We start from the raw sequence: 18,456 nt of genomic DNA on the forward strand, positions 1-18,456 counted from the left end.
CCCCTCGGGGGGCAGCAAGCCGAAGGCGCAGCGTGGGGGCACTAACCCAAAGGCGTTGCGTGGGGCAGCTTTTCCTTTTTCGCCTTGGTGCATTTGACAGGGCCACGGCATCGTTTAAAGTCACGCCTTTGTCACAAACAATTCATAAGGTGTAACGCTTCGCGCGATCCGGATCCGAATCGCGCGGTCGCTCAAACCGGAGGAACATCTCATGCGACCCCAACGTCTCGCACTCACATTCGCCGCCCTGATGGCGGCCTTCGCGGGTGCTTCGGCGCACGCCGCCACCGAAATCCAGTTCTGGCACTCGATGGAAGGCGCGCTGGGCGACCGCGTCAACGGCCTCGTCGAAGAATTCAACAAGGCCAACCCCGACTACCAGGTCAAGGCGGTCTACAAGGGCAACTACGGTGAGTCGATGAACGCCGGCATCGCCGCGTTCCGCGCCGGCAATGCCCCCGACATCCTCCAGGTGTTCGAAGTCGGCACCGCGACCATGATGTACGCCAAGGGCGCCATCAAGCCGGTCCAGCAGATGTCCGAGGAAGCCGGCGATCCGATCGATCCCAAGGGCTTCATCGGCGCCGTGGCGGGTTACTACTCGTCGCCCGAGGGCAAGCTCGTGTCGATGCCGTTCAACAGCTCGACCGTGGTCTTCTACTACAACAAGGACGCCTTCAAGAAGGCGGGCCTGGATCCCGAGAAGCCCCCCAAGACCTGGGAAGAGCTGGCTGCCGCCGGCGCCAAGCTCAAGGCCGCCGGCCAAGAGTGCGGCTACACCACCTCCTGGCCGTCCTGGACCCAGCTCGAGACCTTCTCGGCCTGGCACAACGTCCCGTACGCCACCAAGGACAACGGCTTCGGCGGTCTGGACGCGCGTCTGGCCATCGACACCCCGCTGCATGTGCGCCACCTCGAAAACCTCGCCAAGATGGGCAAGGAAGGCATCTTCATGTACGGCGGCCGTGGCGACGAGCCCAACTCGCTGTTCATCAGCGGCAAGTGCGCCATGATCACCGGCTCGAGCGGTCTGCGCGCCAACATCGCGAAGAACGCCAAGTTCGAGTTCGGCACGTCCACCGTGCCCTACTACGCCGACGTGCAGGGCGCGCCGCAGAACACCATCATCGGTGGTGCCTCGCTGTGGGTCTTCGCCAACAAGAAGCCCGAGATCTACAAGGGCGTGACCAAGTTCTTCAAGTTCCTGGCCACCCCTGAAGTCGCGGCCCGCTGGCACCAGCAGACCGGCTACGTGCCGGTCACCGTGGCGGCCTACGAGCTCACCAAGAAGCAAGGTTTCTACGACAAGAACCCGGGCACCGAAGTGGGCGTGAAGCAGCTCAACGTCGAAACGACGGCGCAATCGCGCGGTCTGCGTCTGGGCTACCTGCCCCAGATCCGTGAGATCGAGGACGCCGAGATCGAACGCATCGTGTCGGGCAAGACCAACGCCAAGGACGGTCTGGCCAGCGTCGTGAAGCGCGGCAACGAGCTGCTCGAGAAGTTCGAAAAGAGCGTCAAGTAAGATCCGACGCCCTGGGCCGGGTTCGCCCGGCCGCTGGCCCGTCGCCGCCGGTTTTCCGGCGCGACGGGCCAGCCGTTTATGATGCAGCCGCAGATGCTGCGCCCGCCCTGCCCGGCCCGCACGCCGGGGGCGAGCCAGCATGCTGCGGACTTTTTCGTTGTGCGCCCGGTCGGGCGCACACGTCGTAGGGCAGGAATGTTTCGTTCCCGCCTGGCGTCGCGGCAACCCCGCCGGCGCGGTACTGGCGCTGCCTCGTGCAACGCTTTCATTGAATCCTCCTAGGCATCCGCCCCATGGAAAAACGTGTAGTTTTCGGCCACAAGACACTGCCCTATCTGCTGCTCGCTCCGCAGCTGATCATCACGGTGGTGTTTTTCTTCCTGCCTGCCGGTCAGGCCATGTGGCAGTCCATGCGCATCGAAGATGCGTTCGGCCTGTCCTCCGAATTCGTCGGTCTGGCGAACTTCGCCGAGCTGTTCTCTCAAGACAGCTATCTCGACTCCTTCCGCGTCACTGCGATCTTTTCCGTGCTCGTGGCCTTCGTGGGCCTGGCCGTATCGCTGCTGCTGGCCGTCATGGCCGATCGCGTGATCCGCGGCGCCGGGCTCTACAAAACTCTGCTGATCTGGCCGTACGCCGTGGCGCCCGCCGTGGTGGGCGTGCTGTGGCTGTTCCTGTTCTCGCCGTCGGTCGGCATCCTGGCCGTGGCGCTCAACGGCATGGGCGTGCCCTGGAATCCGCGTCTGAACGGCAACCAGGCGCTCACGCTGGTGCTGATCGCCGCCGTCTGGAAGCAGATCTCGTACAACTTCCTGTTTTTCCTGGCCGGCCTGCAATCGATTCCGCGCTCGCTGATCGAGGCCGCCGCCATCGACGGCGCCTCGCCGGCGCGACGCTTCTGGAGCATCGTGTTCCCGCTGCTCTCGCCCACCACCTTCTTCCTGCTGGTGGTGAACGTGATCTACGCATTCTTCGACACCTTCGCCGTGGTCGACACCACGACGCAGGGCGGTCCGGGCACCTCGACCTCGATCCTGGTCTACAAGGTGTACAGCGACGGTTTCCGCGGCCTGGATCTGGGCTCCTCGGCCGCGCAGTCGGTGGTGCTGATGTTCATCGTGGTGGCACTCACGGTGATCCAGTTCCGCTACATCGACCGCAAAGTGCAGTACTGATACAAGACAGAACAGGTATCGAATCATGGTAGAACGCCGTCCCTGGCTGGACATTCTGGCCCACGTCATCCTGCTTTGCGGGGTGGCGCTGGTCGCCTTTCCGATTTACGTCACGTTTGTCGCATCGACCCAGACCGCGCAAGAAGTCGCTTCCGCGCCGATGTCGCTGATCCCCGGCAAGCACTTCGCCGACAACTACATGCAGGCGCTGTTCGCCGGCTCCGGCGGCGGTTCGTCGGGCACCCCGGTGGCGCGCATGATGTATGTGAGCCTGATCATGGCCCTGGCGATCTCGCTGGGCAAGATCCTGATCTCGCTGCTCTCGGCCTTCGCGGTGGTGTACTTCCGCTTCCCCGGCCGCATGTTCTTTTTCTGGATGATCTTCGTCACGCTGATGCTGCCGGTCGAAGTACGTATCGCCCCCACCTACAAGGTCGTTGCCGACCTGGGCATGCTCAACAGCTACGCCGGTCTCACCCTGCCGCTGATCGCGTCGGCCACCGCCACCTTCCTGTTCCGGCAGTTCTTCCTGTCGGTGCCCGATGAGCTGGTCGAGGCCTCGCGCATCGACGGCGCGGGTCCGATGCGGTTTTTCCGCGACGTGCTGCTGCCGCTGTCCAAGACCAGCATCGCGGCCCTGTTCGTGATCCAGTTCATCTATGGCTGGAACCAGTACCTGTGGCCGCTGCTCATCACGACCCAGGAAGACATGTACCCGGTGGTCATCGGCATCAAGCGCATGATCAGCGGCGGTGACAGCGTCACCGAATGGAACATCACCATGGCGACCGCCATCCTGGCCATGATCCCGCCCGCCCTGGTCGTGATCCTGATGCAGAAATGGTTCGTCAAGGGCCTGGTCGACACCGAGAAATAAGGTTTGCACGCCGCGCCGCCGGCGTGCGGCCGCCCGAGTAAGCATCGATCTCGGCGCGACCCCGCCGCCACGGCGCCAGCAGCCCCTCCGAACAAGATTACGCAGACGAAGAAACACATGGCTACCCTCAGCTTTCGCAACGTAAAGAAGACCTACGCCGGCAACGTGCCGGTGATCCACGGCATCGACATGGACATCAAGGATGGCGAGTTCATCGTCATCGTCGGTCCGTCGGGCTGCGGCAAATCCACGCTGATGCGCATGGTCGCGGGCCTCGAGTCCGTGACGAGCGGCGAGATCGTGATCGACGACAAGGTCGTGAACACGCTGGAGCCGGCCGAGCGCGACATCGCGATGGTGTTCCAGAACTACGCGCTCTACCCGCACATGAGCGTGTACGACAACATGGCTTACGGCCTGAAGATCCGCAAGTTCTCGAAAGAAGAGATCCGCAAGCGCGTCGAGGCCGCCGCGCAGATCCTGGAACTGGGCAAGCTGCTGGATCGCCGTCCGCGCGCCCTGTCGGGCGGCCAGCGTCAGCGCGTCGCCATGGGCCGCGCCATCGTGCGTGAACCCAAGGTGTTCCTGTTCGACGAGCCGCTGTCCAACCTCGACGCCAAGCTGCGCGTGGCCATGCGCCTCGAGATCCTGAAGCTGCACCGCCGTCTGAACACCACCAGCCTGTACGTCACGCACGATCAGGTCGAGGCCATGACGCTGGCCCACCGCATGGTCGTGATGTACCAGGGCGTGCCGGAGCAGATCGGCACCCCGATGGAAGTGTTCGAGAAGCCCGCCTCCACGTTCGTGGCCGGCTTCATCGGCTCGCCTCCGATGAACCTGATCGACGTGGTCGTGGCCGGCGACGGCACGGTGCAGACGGCCGAAGGCCGCGCGCTCGACATCTCGCCGCTGCAGGTGCCCAGCCAGGTGCGCGGCCGCAAGGTCGTGATGGGCCTGCGCCCCGAGCACATGCTGCTCAACGCGCCGGGCGTGCCGGTCGAGATCGAGATGGTCGAGACGCTGGGCTCGGAGCAGCTGGTGCACGGCCGCTGCGGCCCGACCATGCTGGTCGTGCGTTGCACCACCCGCCAGCTCAACGAGTCGCCCGCCAAGGTCGGCGACACGCTGAACATCGGTTCGGATGGCCGCCACCCGCTGCACTGGTTCGAGGCCGACACCGGCCGCCGCGTCGAAGGCCTCTGATCCTTCGGCGGGCAGCATGACAAAGGGCGTCCGATGCCTGTCGGACGCCCTTTTTTATTTCATGATGACGCCTGCCCTGCCCTGCGCCGGACGACGTCGGGGCCGAGCCCGATGCGCGCTCAGTCCGCCTTCGCTCCCGATGCCTTGACGATGTCGCGCCATTGCTCGAACTCCGCGGCCTGGCGGCGAGCCAGCGCCTCGGGACCATCATGCAACACGGTCACGCCGAGCTGCTGGAAGCGCTGCTGAACCGCGGGCGCGGCCAGCGCGGCCTCGATGGCCTCGTAGAGCCTGCTCGTGGCCGCCTTGGGCGTGCCGGCCGGCGCGTAGAAGGCCACCCACAGATCGCCGCTGAAGCCCGGCAAGGCCTCGGCAATGGCCGGCACGTCGGGCAGCAAGGGCACACGGCTGGCGCTGCTCACGCCTATGGCGCGCAACTGGCCCGCCTTGACCGCCTCGAGCGCCGAGGGCAGGCTCGCGAACAGCATGGGCACCTGATTGCCCAGCACGTCCGTCATGGCGGGGGCCACGCCCTTGTAGGGCACATGCTCGAGTTCGAGGCCGCCCTTCTCGTTCAACATCGCACCCAGCAGATGATTCAGCGTGCCGGTGCCGGCCGAGGCGTACCGATACTTGCCGGGATGCGCCTTGACCTCCGCGATGAAGCCCTTCAGGTCCTGCGCCGGAAAGCCGGGATTGACGAGCAGCACGTTCGGGACGACGCCCACCGCCGCGATGGGCTCGAAGTCGCGCAAGGGATCGAAACCCGGCTTGGCGTAGATCCACGGCACGATGAGCTGGTTGCTGTTGGCGGTGAACAGCAGGTTGTAGCCGTCGGCCCGTTCGCGTTTGGCGGCCTGGGTGCCGACCACGCCGCCCGCCCCGGCCTTATTGCTCACGATGACCGACTGCTTGAGCGTATCGGCGAGCTGTGTCGCCATGATGCGCGCCACGATGTCCACGGTACCGCCCGGCGCGGTCGGCACGGTCACGGTGATCGGGCGGTCCGGGTACTCGGCCCGGGCGGGAAGGATGGCCAGCAGGCCGCACAGCAGCACGGCGGGCTTGAACAGTTGATGCAGTCGAATCACGGCAGACTCCGGTTAAGTGAAGGAAGCGACGCGGTATCACGCCGGTCGATCAGGGAATGGATCTCGCCCGCCCAGCGCAGCAGCGCCGGATCCATGCCCGGGCGCGCCACCAGCATGACGCCCAGCGGCAGGCCCCGGTCGTCCTGCGTGGTGGGCAGATGCAGGCAGGGCCAGCCCAGCACGGACCAGGCCTTGTTGAAGCCCGATTCGCCCGTGTGGGACAGGCCGTGCGGGGCCGGGCCGAGCGCGCTGCTCGTGAGGACGAGGTCGGCGTCGCCGAAATCGGCCTCCCAGTCGCGCCGGCGCGCGGCATGCAGACGCGCCAGCGCGGCTTCGTAATCCGCGTACGCAAGCGCCTGGCCCCGCCGCAGGTCCGCGCGCAGGCGCGGGCTCAGGCGCTCGTCCCGGGCGGGATCGGCATCGGCGCTCAGCGCGGTCAGCGCGCGCGTCAGTTCGTAATGCACCACGGTGCCGTGCGTGCGCAGCAGCTCCTGCGATTGGGGCATCGCTTCGGTCTGCGCGACCGCGTAGCCAGCGTCGCCGAGCGTCCTGCCGGCGTGGCGCACGGCCTCGAGCGCGGCCGGTTCCAGGTGGTATCCCGGCTGCGCCGGCAACACGCGCACGCGCGGCCGGCGCGGCGATTCGCAGCGCTGTGGCGGCAGCAATACGCCGGCCACGCGCGCGGCCATGTCCACGTCGCGGGCATGCCAGCCGATGGTGTCCAGACTCGGACACATGACCTGCATGCCGGCCCGCGACACGGCGCCGTAGCTGGGCTTGAAGCCCACGACCCCGCAGAACGCCGCGGGGCGGATGATGGAGCCGCCCGTCTGGGTGCTCAGCGCGAAGTCGACCATGCCGGCGGCCACGGCGGCCGCCGAGCCGCTGGACGATCCGCCCGGCGTGTGGGAGAGCTGGCGGGGATTGCGCGTCGGCCCCGGAGAGACATGGGCGAACTCGGCGGTGACGGTCTTGCCCAGCGGCAGGGCCGCCGCCGCGCGCAAGGCAGCCACGCAGTCAGCATCGACCGCCGCGGGCCGGTCGTCCGTAACCGGCGAGCCACAGCGGGTCGCCAGGCCCGCCACGTCGATGACATCCTTCACGCCAAAAACCAGGCCCGTCAGCGGTCCATGCGCCGCGGCCCGCGGCGCGGGATCGAGGCAGACCCAGGCGTGCAGCACCCGGTCGGCTTGCGTGAGGTCCGCGACGAGGCGGGCGAGATCGGAATGAGAAAGGGACATGGCAGCTTCTGAACGGACCCGGCAAGCGATGGCTGGCCGGGAAGGACAGCCGCATGTTAAACAGCCCATTACCTACGGTCCAATTCAGAATTCGACATGGATTATGAGCAATATCGAATCAATGTTTCTCGACGACCGCATGCTGGCCTGCTTCTGCGCCGCCGCCGAAGAGCTGCATTTCGGCCGGGCCGCGGCGCGTGTCTTCATGAGCCAGCCGCCCTTCAGCCAGCACATCAAGCGGCTCGAAACCCTCGTGGGCGTGCCCTTGTTCGAGCGCACCACGCGCTCGGTCCGGCTCACGCCCGCCGGCGAAGTGATGGCTCGGCACGCGGCGGGGCTGGCCGTGAGCACCGCCGCGATGCTGCGCGCCACGCGCCGGGCCGCGCTGGGCGAAGCCGGACCACTGAGAGTGGCACTCGCGCCCACGGCGGCCTACTCACCGCTGGCCGACGCCTTGTATCGCTACCGCAGCGCGAATCCGGACGTGGAGCTGGATCTCGTCGAGGCCAATTCCAACCGGATGGAGGCCATGCTGCGCGGCCATCACATCGACGTCGCCATCATGCGTCCCATGACCCTCGACCGAGGCATAGCCACCGTGGAGATCTGGCGTGAGCCCATGATGCTGGTGCTGCGCCAGGATCATCCGTGGGCAAAGCGCCGCAGCATCGATATCGCGCAGGCCTGCACGCTGCCGCTGATCGGTTATGCGCAGTCGGCCTCGCCGTACTTCCGGCAGTTGCTGGACCGGATGTTCGCGCGCATCGGCGCGCACCCGTCCATCGTGCGCGAAAGCGTGATTCCCACGTTGCTGACCCTGGTCGAAGTGGGCGTGGGTGCGGCCATCGTGCCGAAGTCGCTGTCGCGCATGCGCGGCGAACCGCTGGTGTTCCTGCCGCTGCGCGAGGCGGAGCCGGCACGCATTCTGGCGGCGCACCTGAGCGCAGAGGCATCGGCGGCCGCCCGCTCCCTGATCGCGCAACTGCGCGGCGGGTCGCGATAGCGGGGCATGGGTGTGACGCCCGACGGCCACGGGCGCGACTGGCCGCGGCTGGCTTCATGGCTGCCCGGCGCGGCCGGGTCGCCTACGCCGGCGCGCCGGGCCCGGACGAAAAAAAACCGGGCTCGCGATCACATCGCGGCCCGGCGCGCGCGCTCCTCGTGGAGCGCGCGGGATCACTGCCGGCTTACTTGAAGGCCGACTTGCTGCCGTCCTTGTGCCAGGTGAACACCTGGAACTCGAAGTCGGTCAAGTCGCCCTGCTTGTTCCAGGCCGTCTTGCCGATCGGCGTGTTGAAGCTGTTGGCGTGCAGGTACTGGGCCACCTTGCCCGGATCCGTGCTGCCTGCTCCCTTGATGCCATCGGCGATGACCTGGGTGGCGGCATAGGCCGTGAGCTGGAACGCGCCGTTGGGATTGCGCTTCTTGTCCTTGAACGCCTTGACGATGTCGGCGTTGGCGGCGTTCTGGGTGAAGTCGGCCGGCAGCGTCAGCAGCATGCCTTCGGCGGCGTCGCCCGCGATGGCGTTGATGTCGGGGTTGCCCACGCCCTCGGGGCCCATGAAGCGGGCCTTCACGCCCTGCTCGGCCGCCTGGCGCAGCAGCAGACCCATTTCGGGGTGGTAGCCACCGTAGTAGACGAAGTCGACGCCATTGCTCTTGAGCTTGGTGATGACGGCCGAGAAGTCGCTGTCGCCCGCGTTGATGCCTTCGAACACGGCGATCTTGACGCCCGCCTTCTCGAGCGTGTCTTTCACGGCGGTGGCGATGCCCTGGCCATACGACTGCTTGTCGTGCAGCACGGCGACGGTCTTGGGCTTGATCTTCTCGAGCACGAACTTGGCGGCGGCGGGACCCTGCTGGTCATCGCGGCCGATCGTGCGGAAGATGAACTCGTAGTTCTTGCCGTCGGTCACGGCCGGCGAGGTCGCCGACGGCGTGACCATCACGACGCCTTCGTTGTTATAGATCTCGGTGGCGGCGATCGTGGCGCCCGAGCACACATGGCCCACCACGAAGCCGATCTTGCCGTTCACCACGCGGTTGGCGGCGACCGGGCCCTGCTTGGGCTCGCAGGCGTCGTCGATGACCACGGCCTCGAGCTGCTTGCCATCGACACCGCCGGCGGCGTTGATGCGCTCGATGGCGGTGTTCACGCCTTCGCGCACCATCTCACCATATTGCGTGACCGGACCCGTGGTCGGACCGACCACGCCGATCTTGATCGTCTCGGCGTGCGCGCCCGCGGCGAACGTCAGGCTGGCGGCTGCGCCGAGCGCGGCGAACAGCGGGGTCAGACGAATCGATTTCTTCATGGGCTTGCTCCTTCAAAGGCTTGTCGTCGTTGATCTCAATCACGGGACACCGGCTCGCGCCGGCCTCCAGATCCCGTGCTTTGGCGTGGGAAGCATACACTGAAAGACCGGACCGACCGGCCACGCAGCGGACGCATTCCATATACCGCTTCGGACATATGCAATCGCCTATTTATTCGTTTGTGTTCTTAAGCGCCGATTGCATCATGCTGGTCATGAGACTTCAGCCCCTCCTCGTTCCTGGCTGGAAAGATTCCGGTCCCGGCCACTGGCAAACCCTCTGGGAGCAGCAGCTGCCCAACGCACGGCGCCTGCGCCAGCGCGACTGGGAGCATCCCGAGCGCGGCGAGTGGCTCGCCACCCTGTCGGCCGCCGTCGACCAGGCGACGAGTCCCGTCCTGTTGATCGCGCACAGCCTCGGCTGCCTGATCAGCGCCAGCCTGCCCGTGCCGCTGCGCGGCAAGGTGGCGGGTGCGCTGCTGGTGGCGCCGGCGGACGTGGAACGGCCGCATGCGCCGGCATGCCTGCAGTCGTTCGCGCCGGTGCCGCGTCAGCCGCTGCCGTTTCAGAGCGTGGTGGTGGCGAGCGACGACGATCCTTATTGTCGACTCGAACGCGCACACCAATTCGCACAGGACTGGGGCAGCCGTCTGGTGGTCCTCGAACAGGCCGGCCACATCAATGCCGATAGCGGCCTGGGCCAATGGCCCCAGGGATTGAAACTGCTGGGCGCGCTCAGGCGCCGGGCCAGCTGGCGGGTATCGCCGCCGCCCGAGAAAATATCCCCCGTCCAGCTCGCACCGCTAGGCGCGGGCACGAGACTCTCGAATACCTGAGGCGCCGCCGCAGCCGGGATAATCCGCCGCCCCCGAGGGCGGCGTTTTTCGTCGGGCTGCGGCACATGGCCTACGCGGCCGGATTTTCTGACCGGCAAATATTAAAGGCCGATTAAAACGCCACCCCGAAAATGGGAACTCGCGCATTTTTCTGCGGTCGATACATATAAATACGCCGCGCCCCGAATAATGTTTCCGAATGATGGATTGGGCACCTGTAAGGGCCATGTAAATCGCGCCGCGCCGATGTAAGCAGTCGTTCGATGTTGCAGGGCAGCATTCCCCCCTTCCCCCTCCCGGCCACCGGGGCGCCCCCGGGGCTTCCGATAAATATTGGCAACTTTGCCATTAATACTGTCGGGTCTTGACATACTCTCCCCCGCCCCGCTCCCTAGAATCTCACTCCGTGAATCCGCCTGCCGGCAGCCCGGCACCGATCACGCAGGCTCTAAATACAAATAATCGCAGCGTCGACTGATCCGGACAGGGGCCGAACAGGTCGCGCAGTGCCTGCCGGCACCCGATTCGCTGGCGCTGCAACTCATTCCGACGCCTCATCCGGCGACGCTGCCCTCAGCTATTGCTAAAGGAAGTTAAATGGCAAAGCGCGTCGCCGTCGTGGGCATGTCGTTCCGTTTTCCCAGCACCAACACCGCCGAATATTGGACGGATCTGCTGGCCGGCAAGGATCTGGTAACGGAAATCGACCCCGGACGCTGGTCTCCCGACCGCTATTTCCACCCGTCCAAGCAAAATCCCGGCACCGCCTATACGCGCAGCGCGGGCACGCTCGGCGACATTTCCGGATTCGACGCCGATTTTTTCGGCATTTCCCCGCGTGAAGCCGCGGTCATGGATCCGCAGCAGCGCCTTTTGCTCGAGCTGTGCTGGGAAGCCATGGAAGACGCCGCCATCCCGCCTCAGCGTTTGCGCGGCAGCGATTGCGGCGTCTACATCGGGATCTCGACGGCCGACTACGCCTACCGCATGGCGCATGACCTGGACCTGCTCGACAGCACGGTCGCCACCGGCAACACCAGCAGCATCGCGGCCAATCGTCTCTCGTATGTGTTCGACCTGCGCGGACCCAGCATGGCGGTCGACACCGCATGCTCTTCGGCGCTCGTTGCCTTCCATCAGGCGGTGCGCGCCATCGCCAGCGGCGAATGCACCCACGCGATCGCGGGTGGCGTGAGCCTGCACCTGCACCCTTATGGTTTCATCACGTTCTCCAAAGCGTCGATGCTGTCGCCGCGCGGACGCTGCAGCGTGTTCGACGCGTCGGGCGACGGCTACGTGCGCTCGGAAGGCGGCGGGCTGTTCGTTCTGAAAGACTACGACCAGGCGCTGGCGGACGGCGATCCGATCATCGGCGTCGTGGCGGGCAGCGCGGTCAATACCGACGGCCGCAAGTCGGGCCTGACCGTGCCCAGCGCGCAGGCGCAGGCGCAACTGCTGGAGCAGGCCTATGGCCGCGCCGGCATCGACCCCGCCGAGCTCGACTACCTCGAAGCGCACGGCACCGGCACGCGCGTGGGCGACCCGATCGAGACCCGCGCCATCGGCATGGCGCTGGGCGCGCGCCGCCCGCAGGGCAAGCCGCTGCCGATCGGCTCGGTCAAGAGCAACCTGGGCCACCTCGAGGCCGCCTCCGGCGTGGCCGGGCTGGTCAAGGCCCTGCATGCGCTGCGCCATCGTGAGGTGCCCGCCACCATCGGCGTCCGGGAGATCAATCCCAACATCGATTGCAGCGGCTGGAACATCGACATCGTCACCCGCAATCTGCCGCTGCCGGCCGAAGGCACGCTCACGATCGGCGTGAACTCGTTCGGCTTCGGCGGCGCCAACGCGCACGTCATTCTGCAAAGCGCGCCCGAACTGGCCGCCGCCAGCGTGCCGGCGCCGCTCGCGCCACCCGCGCGCGAGGTGCCCGTCTTCGTGAGCGGCCGGACCGAGGCCGCGCTGCAACAGGCCGCGCTCGACCTCGCGGCACGGTTGCGTGCGCAACCAGAGCGGCTGTACGACATTGCCTGGCAGAGCTGCCTGCGGCGCGACTGGCATGCGAGCCGCGCGCTCGTTTTCGGTCAGGATGCCGCGGCCGTGGCCCAGACCCTCGCGCAACACGCTGCGGGTCATGCGCCGCGCCACGCGCTGGCGCACGGCACCGCGCTGCCGGACGCCACGCGCGTCGTCTACGCCTACTCGGGCAACGGCTCGCAGTGGATGGGCATGGGACGCCGGTTGATGACCCATCCCGTCTTCGCCGAAGCGGTCGACGCCATCGATCGCCTGTTCGAACCCTTGGCCGGCTACCGGCTGGCCGACGAGCTGCGGCGCCAGGACGCGCCCAACCGTTACGACAGCACCGAGTACGCGCAGCCGGCCCTGTTCGCATTGCAGGTCGGCATCACTCACCTGCTCGCCGAGCGCGGCCTGCAACCCGGTGCCGTGCTCGGTCACAGCGTGGGCGAAGTCGCCGCGGCGTGGGCCAGCGGCGCGCTGACGCTGCAGGACGCGGTGCAGGTGATCTACCACCGCAGCCGCCTGCAGGGCACGACCCGCGGCGTGGGCGCGATGACGGCCGTGGGCTTGAGCGGCAACGCCGCCCAGGACCTGATCGACGCCGCCGGGCTCGGCCAGGAGGTCTGCGTGGCCGGCTACAACAGCGTGCGGGGCGCGACGCTGGCCGGCACCCCGCGGGCCTTGAGCGTGATCGAAGGACAACTCAAGGCCCAGCGCCAGTTCCAGCGCCGGCTGGATCTGGACTACGCCTTTCACAGCACGGCCATGGACAGCATCGAGGCGGGCCTGCGCGAGTCGCTCGCGGGCCTCGCGCCCGAGCAGGTGGCGGTGCCCATGATTTCCACCGTGACCGGCGCGCCCTTGATCGGCACCGAACTGGACGCGCAGTACTGGTGGGACAACGTGCGCCAGCCCGTGCGTTTCGAACAGGCGCTCGAGACCCTGACCGCGCAGGGCGATGTGCTCTATCTCGAAATCGGCCCGCACCCCGTGCTGCGCGGCTACCTCAACGACGCGTTGAAGGCGGCCGGCCTGACGGGCCGCGCATTGACCACGGCAGCCCGCGGTGAAGACGATCCGGCGCGCATCCTGGACGCCGCCGCCCAGGCCATCGTGGCGGGCGCGACGCCGCGCTGGGATACGCTGCTGCCGCGCGCCGGCCGGCCGCTGACCCTGCCCGCCTACCCCTGGCAGCGCGAACGCCACTGGCACGACGAGACGCCGGAGAGCGCCAGCCTGCTCGGCCGCCCGGATCTGCATCCCCTGTTGGGCTACGCCCTGCCTCAGCACCCCTGGACCTGGGAGAACCGGCTGGACGCCGAGCGCCATGCGCCGCTGGCCGACCACGTCGTGGGCGAGGCCGTGGTGTTCCCCGGCACCGGCTTCGCCGAGCTGGCCCTGGGCGCGGCCGCGCAGCACGCCCCCGACGCCGCCTTGCTCGACATCGAAGACCTCGAGATCCGTGTGCCGCTGTTGCTCGACGGCGAGCAGGCGCAACGCGTGCGCACCGAGCTGGACACTGCCGACGCCAGCGTGCGCATCAGCGCCCGCGCGACCGGCAGCGATGCCGCGTGGACACTGCATGCCACCGCGCGCGTACTGACCGGCTCGGCACCGGCGCATCTCGATCAGGGCGCCCCCGCGGCGCCTGCCCGCGCGGCGGATTTCGACCACGCCCTGCACGCGCGGCTGACCCGCGCCGCCGGCCTGGCCTATGGGCCGCATTTCAGCCTGGTGCGCCAGGGCTGGCTGACCGATGCCGACACCGTGCTGGCCGAACTGGACGCGCCCGCGGCGGACGCGCTGTGGCAGGATCTGTTGCTGCATCCGGGCTCGCTCGACTGCACCTTCCAGCTCATCATCATGTTGATGCGCGAGCATGCCCATCGCTACGCGGGCATGACCTTCGTGCCCGCGCGCATGGGACGCATCACGGTGCGCCGTGGCGCGGGTCCGGTGCGCTGGGTGCGCGCGCGGCTGCTGCGCCGCAATCCCCACTCGCTCACCGCCGAATTCGATCTGTACGACGCCGAGGGGCAATCGGTGGCCGCGGTCCGGCAGGCGCGCTTTCGCAGCGTGCGGCTCGGTGGACAGGGCACGCCCGCGCTCCATTACCTGGCCGACGCAGCCGTGGCCGCGCCGCATCCGCGTGCCAGCACGCCGGCACAGCCCTTCCCTCAAGCCCTGCTCCAGCGACTCGGCCAGACCTCCGTGCCGGCGCGCGAGCGCCAGTATCACTACGCCGACGAGGTCGAGCCGCTGCTCTACGCGCTGAGCGAACAGTTCGGCCTGGAAGCATTGCAGACGCTGGCCGACGACGAGGGTCTGCTGCCCGCGGCCACCGTGACGCGCCTGCGCGAGCAAGCCCGCGACATCGCGCCGCTCTTCGACCATCTGCTGCGCCAGGGCACGGCCGCCGGCTGGCTGGCGCCCACCCCGGCGGGTTGGCGCTTCGTGACGGACCATACCGATGAGTCCAGCCCCACGGCGGCCGACATCTGGAATCTGCTCTCGCACGACTATCCGGACGAGTTCGCCCTGATGCAGGCCTGCTCGCGCGTCGGCATGGCCTTGCCGGCGCTGCTGCGCGGCGACGGCGCGGCCGCCGAGCCGCAGGGCGCATTCACGCCGGGACAGGCGCAAGCCGCCATCCTCGGGCGCGCCGGACAGTTGCACTGGCAACAGACGGTGGCCGACGCCATCGCCGCCGCGCAGGATGCCCTGCCGGCCGGCGCGCGCCTGCGCGTGCTGGAGATCGGCGGCTGCGGCCCCGAGCTGGGCGCCGCCTGCTGCGCGGCCCTCGACTTCGATCGCGCCGACTACCGTTATCTGGCGCTGCATCCCGACGCGCAGGATGCCGCCGCCAGCGCGCTCGAAGACTGGCCCGCCGCCCGCATCCAGCCCGCCGGAGAGGCAGTGCAGGACGGCGCGTTCGATCTGGTGATCGTGCATACAGCCTGCCACGCGCTGTCGCAGAGCCAGGCCGCCTTTGCCGCGGGCCGCGCCGCCCTCGCGCCGCACGGCCTGCTCGCGCTGACCGGCAATCACCCCGATGGCTGGCTCGATCTGGTGTTCGGCGCCAGCGCCGACTGGTGGGCGGAGTCGGCCGAAGGCGGCGCCGTGCCGGCCTTGCAGCCCGCCGCCCATTGGCGTGGCGCGCTCGAGGCCGCCGGCCTGACGCCGCTCGCGCAGGAAGGAGACGACGCCGTTCAGGCGGGCCCTTATCTGCTGTGGGCACAGGCCCAGACGGCCAGCTCCAACGCCGACGGCGCCGACGGCGCGGAGCCCGCCTCCGCCGCGCGCGCCTGGCTCATCCTGGCCGACGATGCGTCGGCCGACTGGGCCGAGCAGTTGCAGGCGCGCCTGCACCAACGCGGGGACCAGGCCATCCTGGTGCGCGATGTCGCCGCGGACGCGCCGGCCGTGGCCGCCAGCCTCGCCATGGCGCTGGACACCGCGGGCAGCCTGCACGGCGTGATCCATGCCGACGGTCTGTCGCCGGCGGACGACGGCCCGGAGACGCGGCTCGCGCGCCAGACGCGCCGCGTCACGCTGGCCGCCCTGGTCGCGCAGGCCTGCGAAGCGCTGCCCGCACCGATTGCCTTCACCCTGCTCACGCGTAACGCCGCCCAGCACCTGACCGGCGCCGGGTCGCAGGAAGACGACGCAGCGCTGTGGGGCTTCGGCCGCACGCTGCAGAACGAGGCCGCCAACTACGCCGTGCGCCAGATCGACCTGCCCGCACACGAGGCCGGCACCGACTGGGAGGCCCTGCTGCGCGAGCTGCTCACCCCCGATGAAGAAACCGAGATCGTGCTGAGCGCGGCCGGCGCCCGCCACGCGGTGCGGCTGCGGCAGGTCGAGGCACCGCGCGGTCCGGCGCGGGATCAGGGCGACACCGTGGTCCGCCTGGGGCTGTCGTTCCCGGGTCAGTTGCGCAACCTGCGCTGGGAACGCGTGGCCGCCCCGGCGCCCGCCGCCAACCAGATCGAAGTCGATGTCCAGGCGACCGGGCTGAACTTCCGCGATGTGATGTATGCCCTGGGCATGCTGTCCGACGAAGCCATCGAACAGGGTTTTGCCGGGCCCACACTCGGCCTCGAATTCGCCGGCGTCGTGCGCCGGACCGGCAGCGAGGTGCACGACTACAAGCCGGGCGACCGCGTGGTGGGGTTCGGTCCGGCGAGCTTCAGCAATCGCGTGCTGACCACCGGCGACGCCATCGCCCTCATTCCGCGCAACCTGAGCGCCGCCGCCGCGGCCACCATTCCGAGCACCTTCTTCACGGTGTATTACGCGCTGAACCATCTGGCGCGGCTCGAGGCGGGCGAGCGCATCCTGATCCACGGCGCGGCGGGCGGCGTGGGTATCGCGGCCATTCAGTATGCGCAGGCGCTGGGCGCCGAGGTGCATGCCACGGCCGGCACCCCCGAGAAGCGCGACTTCCTGCGCCTCCTGGGCGTGAAGCATATCTACGACTCGCGCGCGCTGAGCTATGCCGATGAGATCCTCGCGGCCACCGGCGGCGACGGCGTGGACGTGGTGCTCAACTCCCTGGCGGGCGAAGCGATCAACCGCAACTTCGCGGTGCTCAAGCCGTTCGGCCGCTTCCTCGAACTGGGCAAGCGCGACTTCTACGAAAACACCCGGATCGGCCTGCGCCCGTTCCGCAACAACATCAGCTACTTCGGCATCGATGCCGATCAGCTCATGCGCGAGCGCCCGGCCCTGACGCGCCGGCTGTTCGGCGAGATGATGGCGCTCTTCGAGGCCGGCACGCTGCGGCCGCTGCCCTATCGCGGCTTCGAGGCACGCGATCTGGTCGACGCCTTCCGCCATATGCAGCAGGCGCGCCAGATCGGCAAGATCGTCGTGACCTACGACGGCGGCCTGCCCGCGGGCGTCACGGCGGACGACGCGGCGCCGGCCTGGCAAGCCAGCTCGCAAGCCAGCTACCTCGTGACCGGCGGACTGCGTGGCTTCGGTCTGCGCACCGCGCAATGGCTGGCCGAGCGTGGCGCCCGCCACCTCATCCTGTGCAGCCGTAGCGGTCCGGCCGACGCCGAGGCCACCGACGCGCTGGCCGCCCTGCGGGCGCAAGGCGTGAACGTGCTGGCGCGCGCGTGCGACGTGACCGACGCCACGGCGCTTGCCGCGCTGCTCGACGAGGCGCGCGCCACGATGCCCGCGCTGCGTGGCGTGGTGCACGCGGCCATGGTGCTGGACGATGGCCTCGCGCGCAGCCTCGATGCGAGCCGCATCCAGCGCGTGCTCGCGCCCAAGATGTTGGGTGCCCTGCACCTCGACCGTCTCACGCGCGACGATCCGCTCGACCTGTTCGTCTGCTTCTCGTCGGCCACGACACAATTCGGCAACCCGGGCCAGGGCAACTACGTCGCCGCCAATGCCTGGCTGGAGGCCTTCGTGCGCCAGCGCCGCGCCCGGGGCCAGGCCGCCACGGCGGTGTGCTGGGGCGCCATCGACGATGCGGGCTATCTGGCCCGCAACACGCAGATCAAGGATGCGCTCGCGAGCCGCATGGGCGGCAGGCCGCTGCCGGCCACGCTGGCCCTGCACGCGCTGGGCGACATGCTGGCCCACGAAGCGAGCGGGCTGGGCGTGCTCGAGCTCGACTGGCAGCCGCTGGCACGCTTCCTGCCCGCCGCCGGGCACCCGCGCTTCGCCGAGCTGGCGCGTGCGGGTGGCGGCGCCGACGGCGAGGCGGGTGACGACATCGCGCACCTGCTCGACACGCTGGACGACGAGTCCCTCCACGAGCGCGTGGTCGACATGGTCAAGCGCGAAGTGGGCGAAATCCTGCGCGTGGCGCCTGAGCGCATCGATGCGCTCCGGTCGGTCTACGACATGGGGCTCGACTCCCTGATGGGCGTGGAACTGGTCGTGGCGCTGGAACAGCGCTTCGGCCAGCGCCTGCCGGTGATGGCCCTGTCGGAGAGCGCCACCATCGACAAGCTGGCCCGCCGCCTGGTGGTGCTGCTGCGCGGCGAGGAGACGGCCGCCGCCCAGGCGCCGGCCGTGTCGAGCCAGATCGAGCAGGTCGTGGCGCAACACGCCGTGGACGTGCCCCTGGAGGCCATCGCCGACTTCGCCACCCACCTCGAGCAGCGCGCCGACGCCGGCGCGCCGCGCATGATCCGCTGAGGAAAC

At 68.5% G+C, this 18,456-nt stretch carries 10 protein-coding genes; 7 read left to right on the top strand and 3 right to left on the bottom strand.

Annotated features, from left to right (window positions below; genetic code table 11):
* The first annotated feature begins 211 nt into the window (after window positions 1-211).
* From ugpB to CAL25_RS11995, 4 genes are all read left to right on the top strand, one after another.
* Window positions 212-1,525: a sn-glycerol-3-phosphate ABC transporter substrate-binding protein UgpB gene (ugpB, locus tag CAL25_RS11980; RefSeq protein WP_094800167.1), complete on the top strand. Its 1,314-nt coding sequence runs from the start codon at window positions 212-214 to the stop codon at window positions 1,523-1,525.
* 293 nt (window positions 1,526-1,818) lie between these two features.
* The gene (gene ugpA / locus CAL25_RS11985) at window positions 1,819-2,700 is read left to right on the top strand and encodes a sn-glycerol-3-phosphate ABC transporter permease UgpA (RefSeq protein ID WP_094800168.1); all 882 of its coding nucleotides are present in this window, start codon (window positions 1,819-1,821) and stop codon (window positions 2,698-2,700) included.
* A gap of 25 nt (window positions 2,701-2,725) precedes the next feature.
* Window positions 2,726-3,577, top strand: a complete 852-nt coding sequence (gene ugpE / locus CAL25_RS11990) for a sn-glycerol-3-phosphate ABC transporter permease UgpE (RefSeq protein ID WP_094800169.1) — start codon at window positions 2,726-2,728, stop codon at window positions 3,575-3,577.
* A gap of 117 nt (window positions 3,578-3,694) precedes the next feature.
* On the top strand, window positions 3,695-4,783 hold the full coding sequence (locus CAL25_RS11995; RefSeq protein WP_094800170.1) for a sn-glycerol-3-phosphate import ATP-binding protein UgpC: 1,089 nt from the start codon (window positions 3,695-3,697) through the stop codon (window positions 4,781-4,783).
* A 119-nt stretch (window positions 4,784-4,902) separates the two neighbouring features.
* Here the strand turns inward: CAL25_RS11995 and CAL25_RS12000 are convergent, their stop codons facing one another.
* Together CAL25_RS12000 and CAL25_RS12005 are read right to left on the bottom strand one after the other, a co-directional pair.
* Window positions 4,903-5,874 (bottom strand): Bug family tripartite tricarboxylate transporter substrate binding protein, encoded by a 972-nt coding sequence (locus tag CAL25_RS12000; protein ID WP_249279033.1) that lies wholly within the window; start codon window positions 5,872-5,874, stop codon window positions 4,903-4,905.
* Entirely contained in the window at window positions 5,871-7,115 is a 1,245-nt protein-coding gene (locus CAL25_RS12005; RefSeq protein ID WP_094800171.1) for an amidase family protein, read from the bottom strand. The genes CAL25_RS12000 and CAL25_RS12005 overlap by 4 nt, the downstream gene beginning before the upstream one ends.
* A 103-nt stretch (window positions 7,116-7,218) precedes the next feature.
* Between CAL25_RS12005 and CAL25_RS12010 the strand changes: the two genes are divergently transcribed.
* Entirely contained in the window at window positions 7,219-8,118 is a 900-nt protein-coding gene (locus tag CAL25_RS12010) for a LysR substrate-binding domain-containing protein (protein ID WP_249279034.1), read from the top strand.
* Between the two features lie 184 nt (window positions 8,119-8,302).
* Here the strand turns inward: CAL25_RS12010 and CAL25_RS12015 are convergent, their stop codons facing one another.
* On the bottom strand, window positions 8,303-9,430 hold the full coding sequence (locus tag CAL25_RS12015; protein WP_094800173.1) for a branched-chain amino acid ABC transporter substrate-binding protein: 1,128 nt from the start codon (window positions 9,428-9,430) through the stop codon (window positions 8,303-8,305).
* A gap of 215 nt (window positions 9,431-9,645) precedes the next feature.
* Here CAL25_RS12015 and CAL25_RS12020 point away from each other — a divergent pair, with 215 nt between their 5' ends.
* The gene (locus tag CAL25_RS12020) at window positions 9,646-10,266 is read left to right on the top strand and encodes an RBBP9/YdeN family alpha/beta hydrolase (RefSeq protein ID WP_094800292.1); all 621 of its coding nucleotides are present in this window, start codon (window positions 9,646-9,648) and stop codon (window positions 10,264-10,266) included.
* 597 nt (window positions 10,267-10,863) lie between these two features.
* Entirely contained in the window at window positions 10,864-18,450 is a 7,587-nt protein-coding gene (locus CAL25_RS12025) for a type I polyketide synthase (protein WP_094800174.1), read from the top strand.
* The last annotated feature ends 6 nt before the right edge of the window (window positions 18,451-18,456 follow it).

The organism is Bordetella genomosp. 5 (genome assembly GCF_002261315.1).
In the GTDB taxonomy this organism is placed as follows: domain Bacteria; phylum Pseudomonadota; class Gammaproteobacteria; order Burkholderiales; family Burkholderiaceae_B; genus Bordetella.

Excerpts from the sequence above, each read along its gene's own strand:
- CAL25_RS12025 (WP_094800174.1), top strand. The coding sequence starts at position 10,864 with ATGGCAAAGCGCGTCGCCGTCGTGGGCATGTCGTTCCGTTTTCCCAGC.
- CAL25_RS12020 (WP_094800292.1), top strand. The coding sequence starts at position 9,646 with ATGAGACTTCAGCCCCTCCTCGTTCCTGGCTGGAAAGATTCCGGTCCC.
- ugpE (WP_094800169.1), top strand. The coding sequence starts at position 2,726 with ATGGTAGAACGCCGTCCCTGGCTGGACATTCTGGCCCACGTCATCCTG.
- CAL25_RS12010 (WP_249279034.1), top strand. The coding sequence starts at position 7,219 with ATGAGCAATATCGAATCAATGTTTCTCGACGACCGCATGCTGGCCTGC.
- CAL25_RS12005 (WP_094800171.1), bottom strand. The coding sequence starts at position 7,115 with ATGTCCCTTTCTCATTCCGATCTCGCCCGCCTCGTCGCGGACCTCACG.
- CAL25_RS11995 (WP_094800170.1), top strand. The coding sequence starts at position 3,695 with ATGGCTACCCTCAGCTTTCGCAACGTAAAGAAGACCTACGCCGGCAAC.
- ugpB (WP_094800167.1), top strand. The coding sequence starts at position 212 with ATGCGACCCCAACGTCTCGCACTCACATTCGCCGCCCTGATGGCGGCC.
- CAL25_RS12015 (WP_094800173.1), bottom strand. The coding sequence starts at position 9,430 with ATGAAGAAATCGATTCGTCTGACCCCGCTGTTCGCCGCGCTCGGCGCA.
- ugpA (WP_094800168.1), top strand. The coding sequence starts at position 1,819 with ATGGAAAAACGTGTAGTTTTCGGCCACAAGACACTGCCCTATCTGCTG.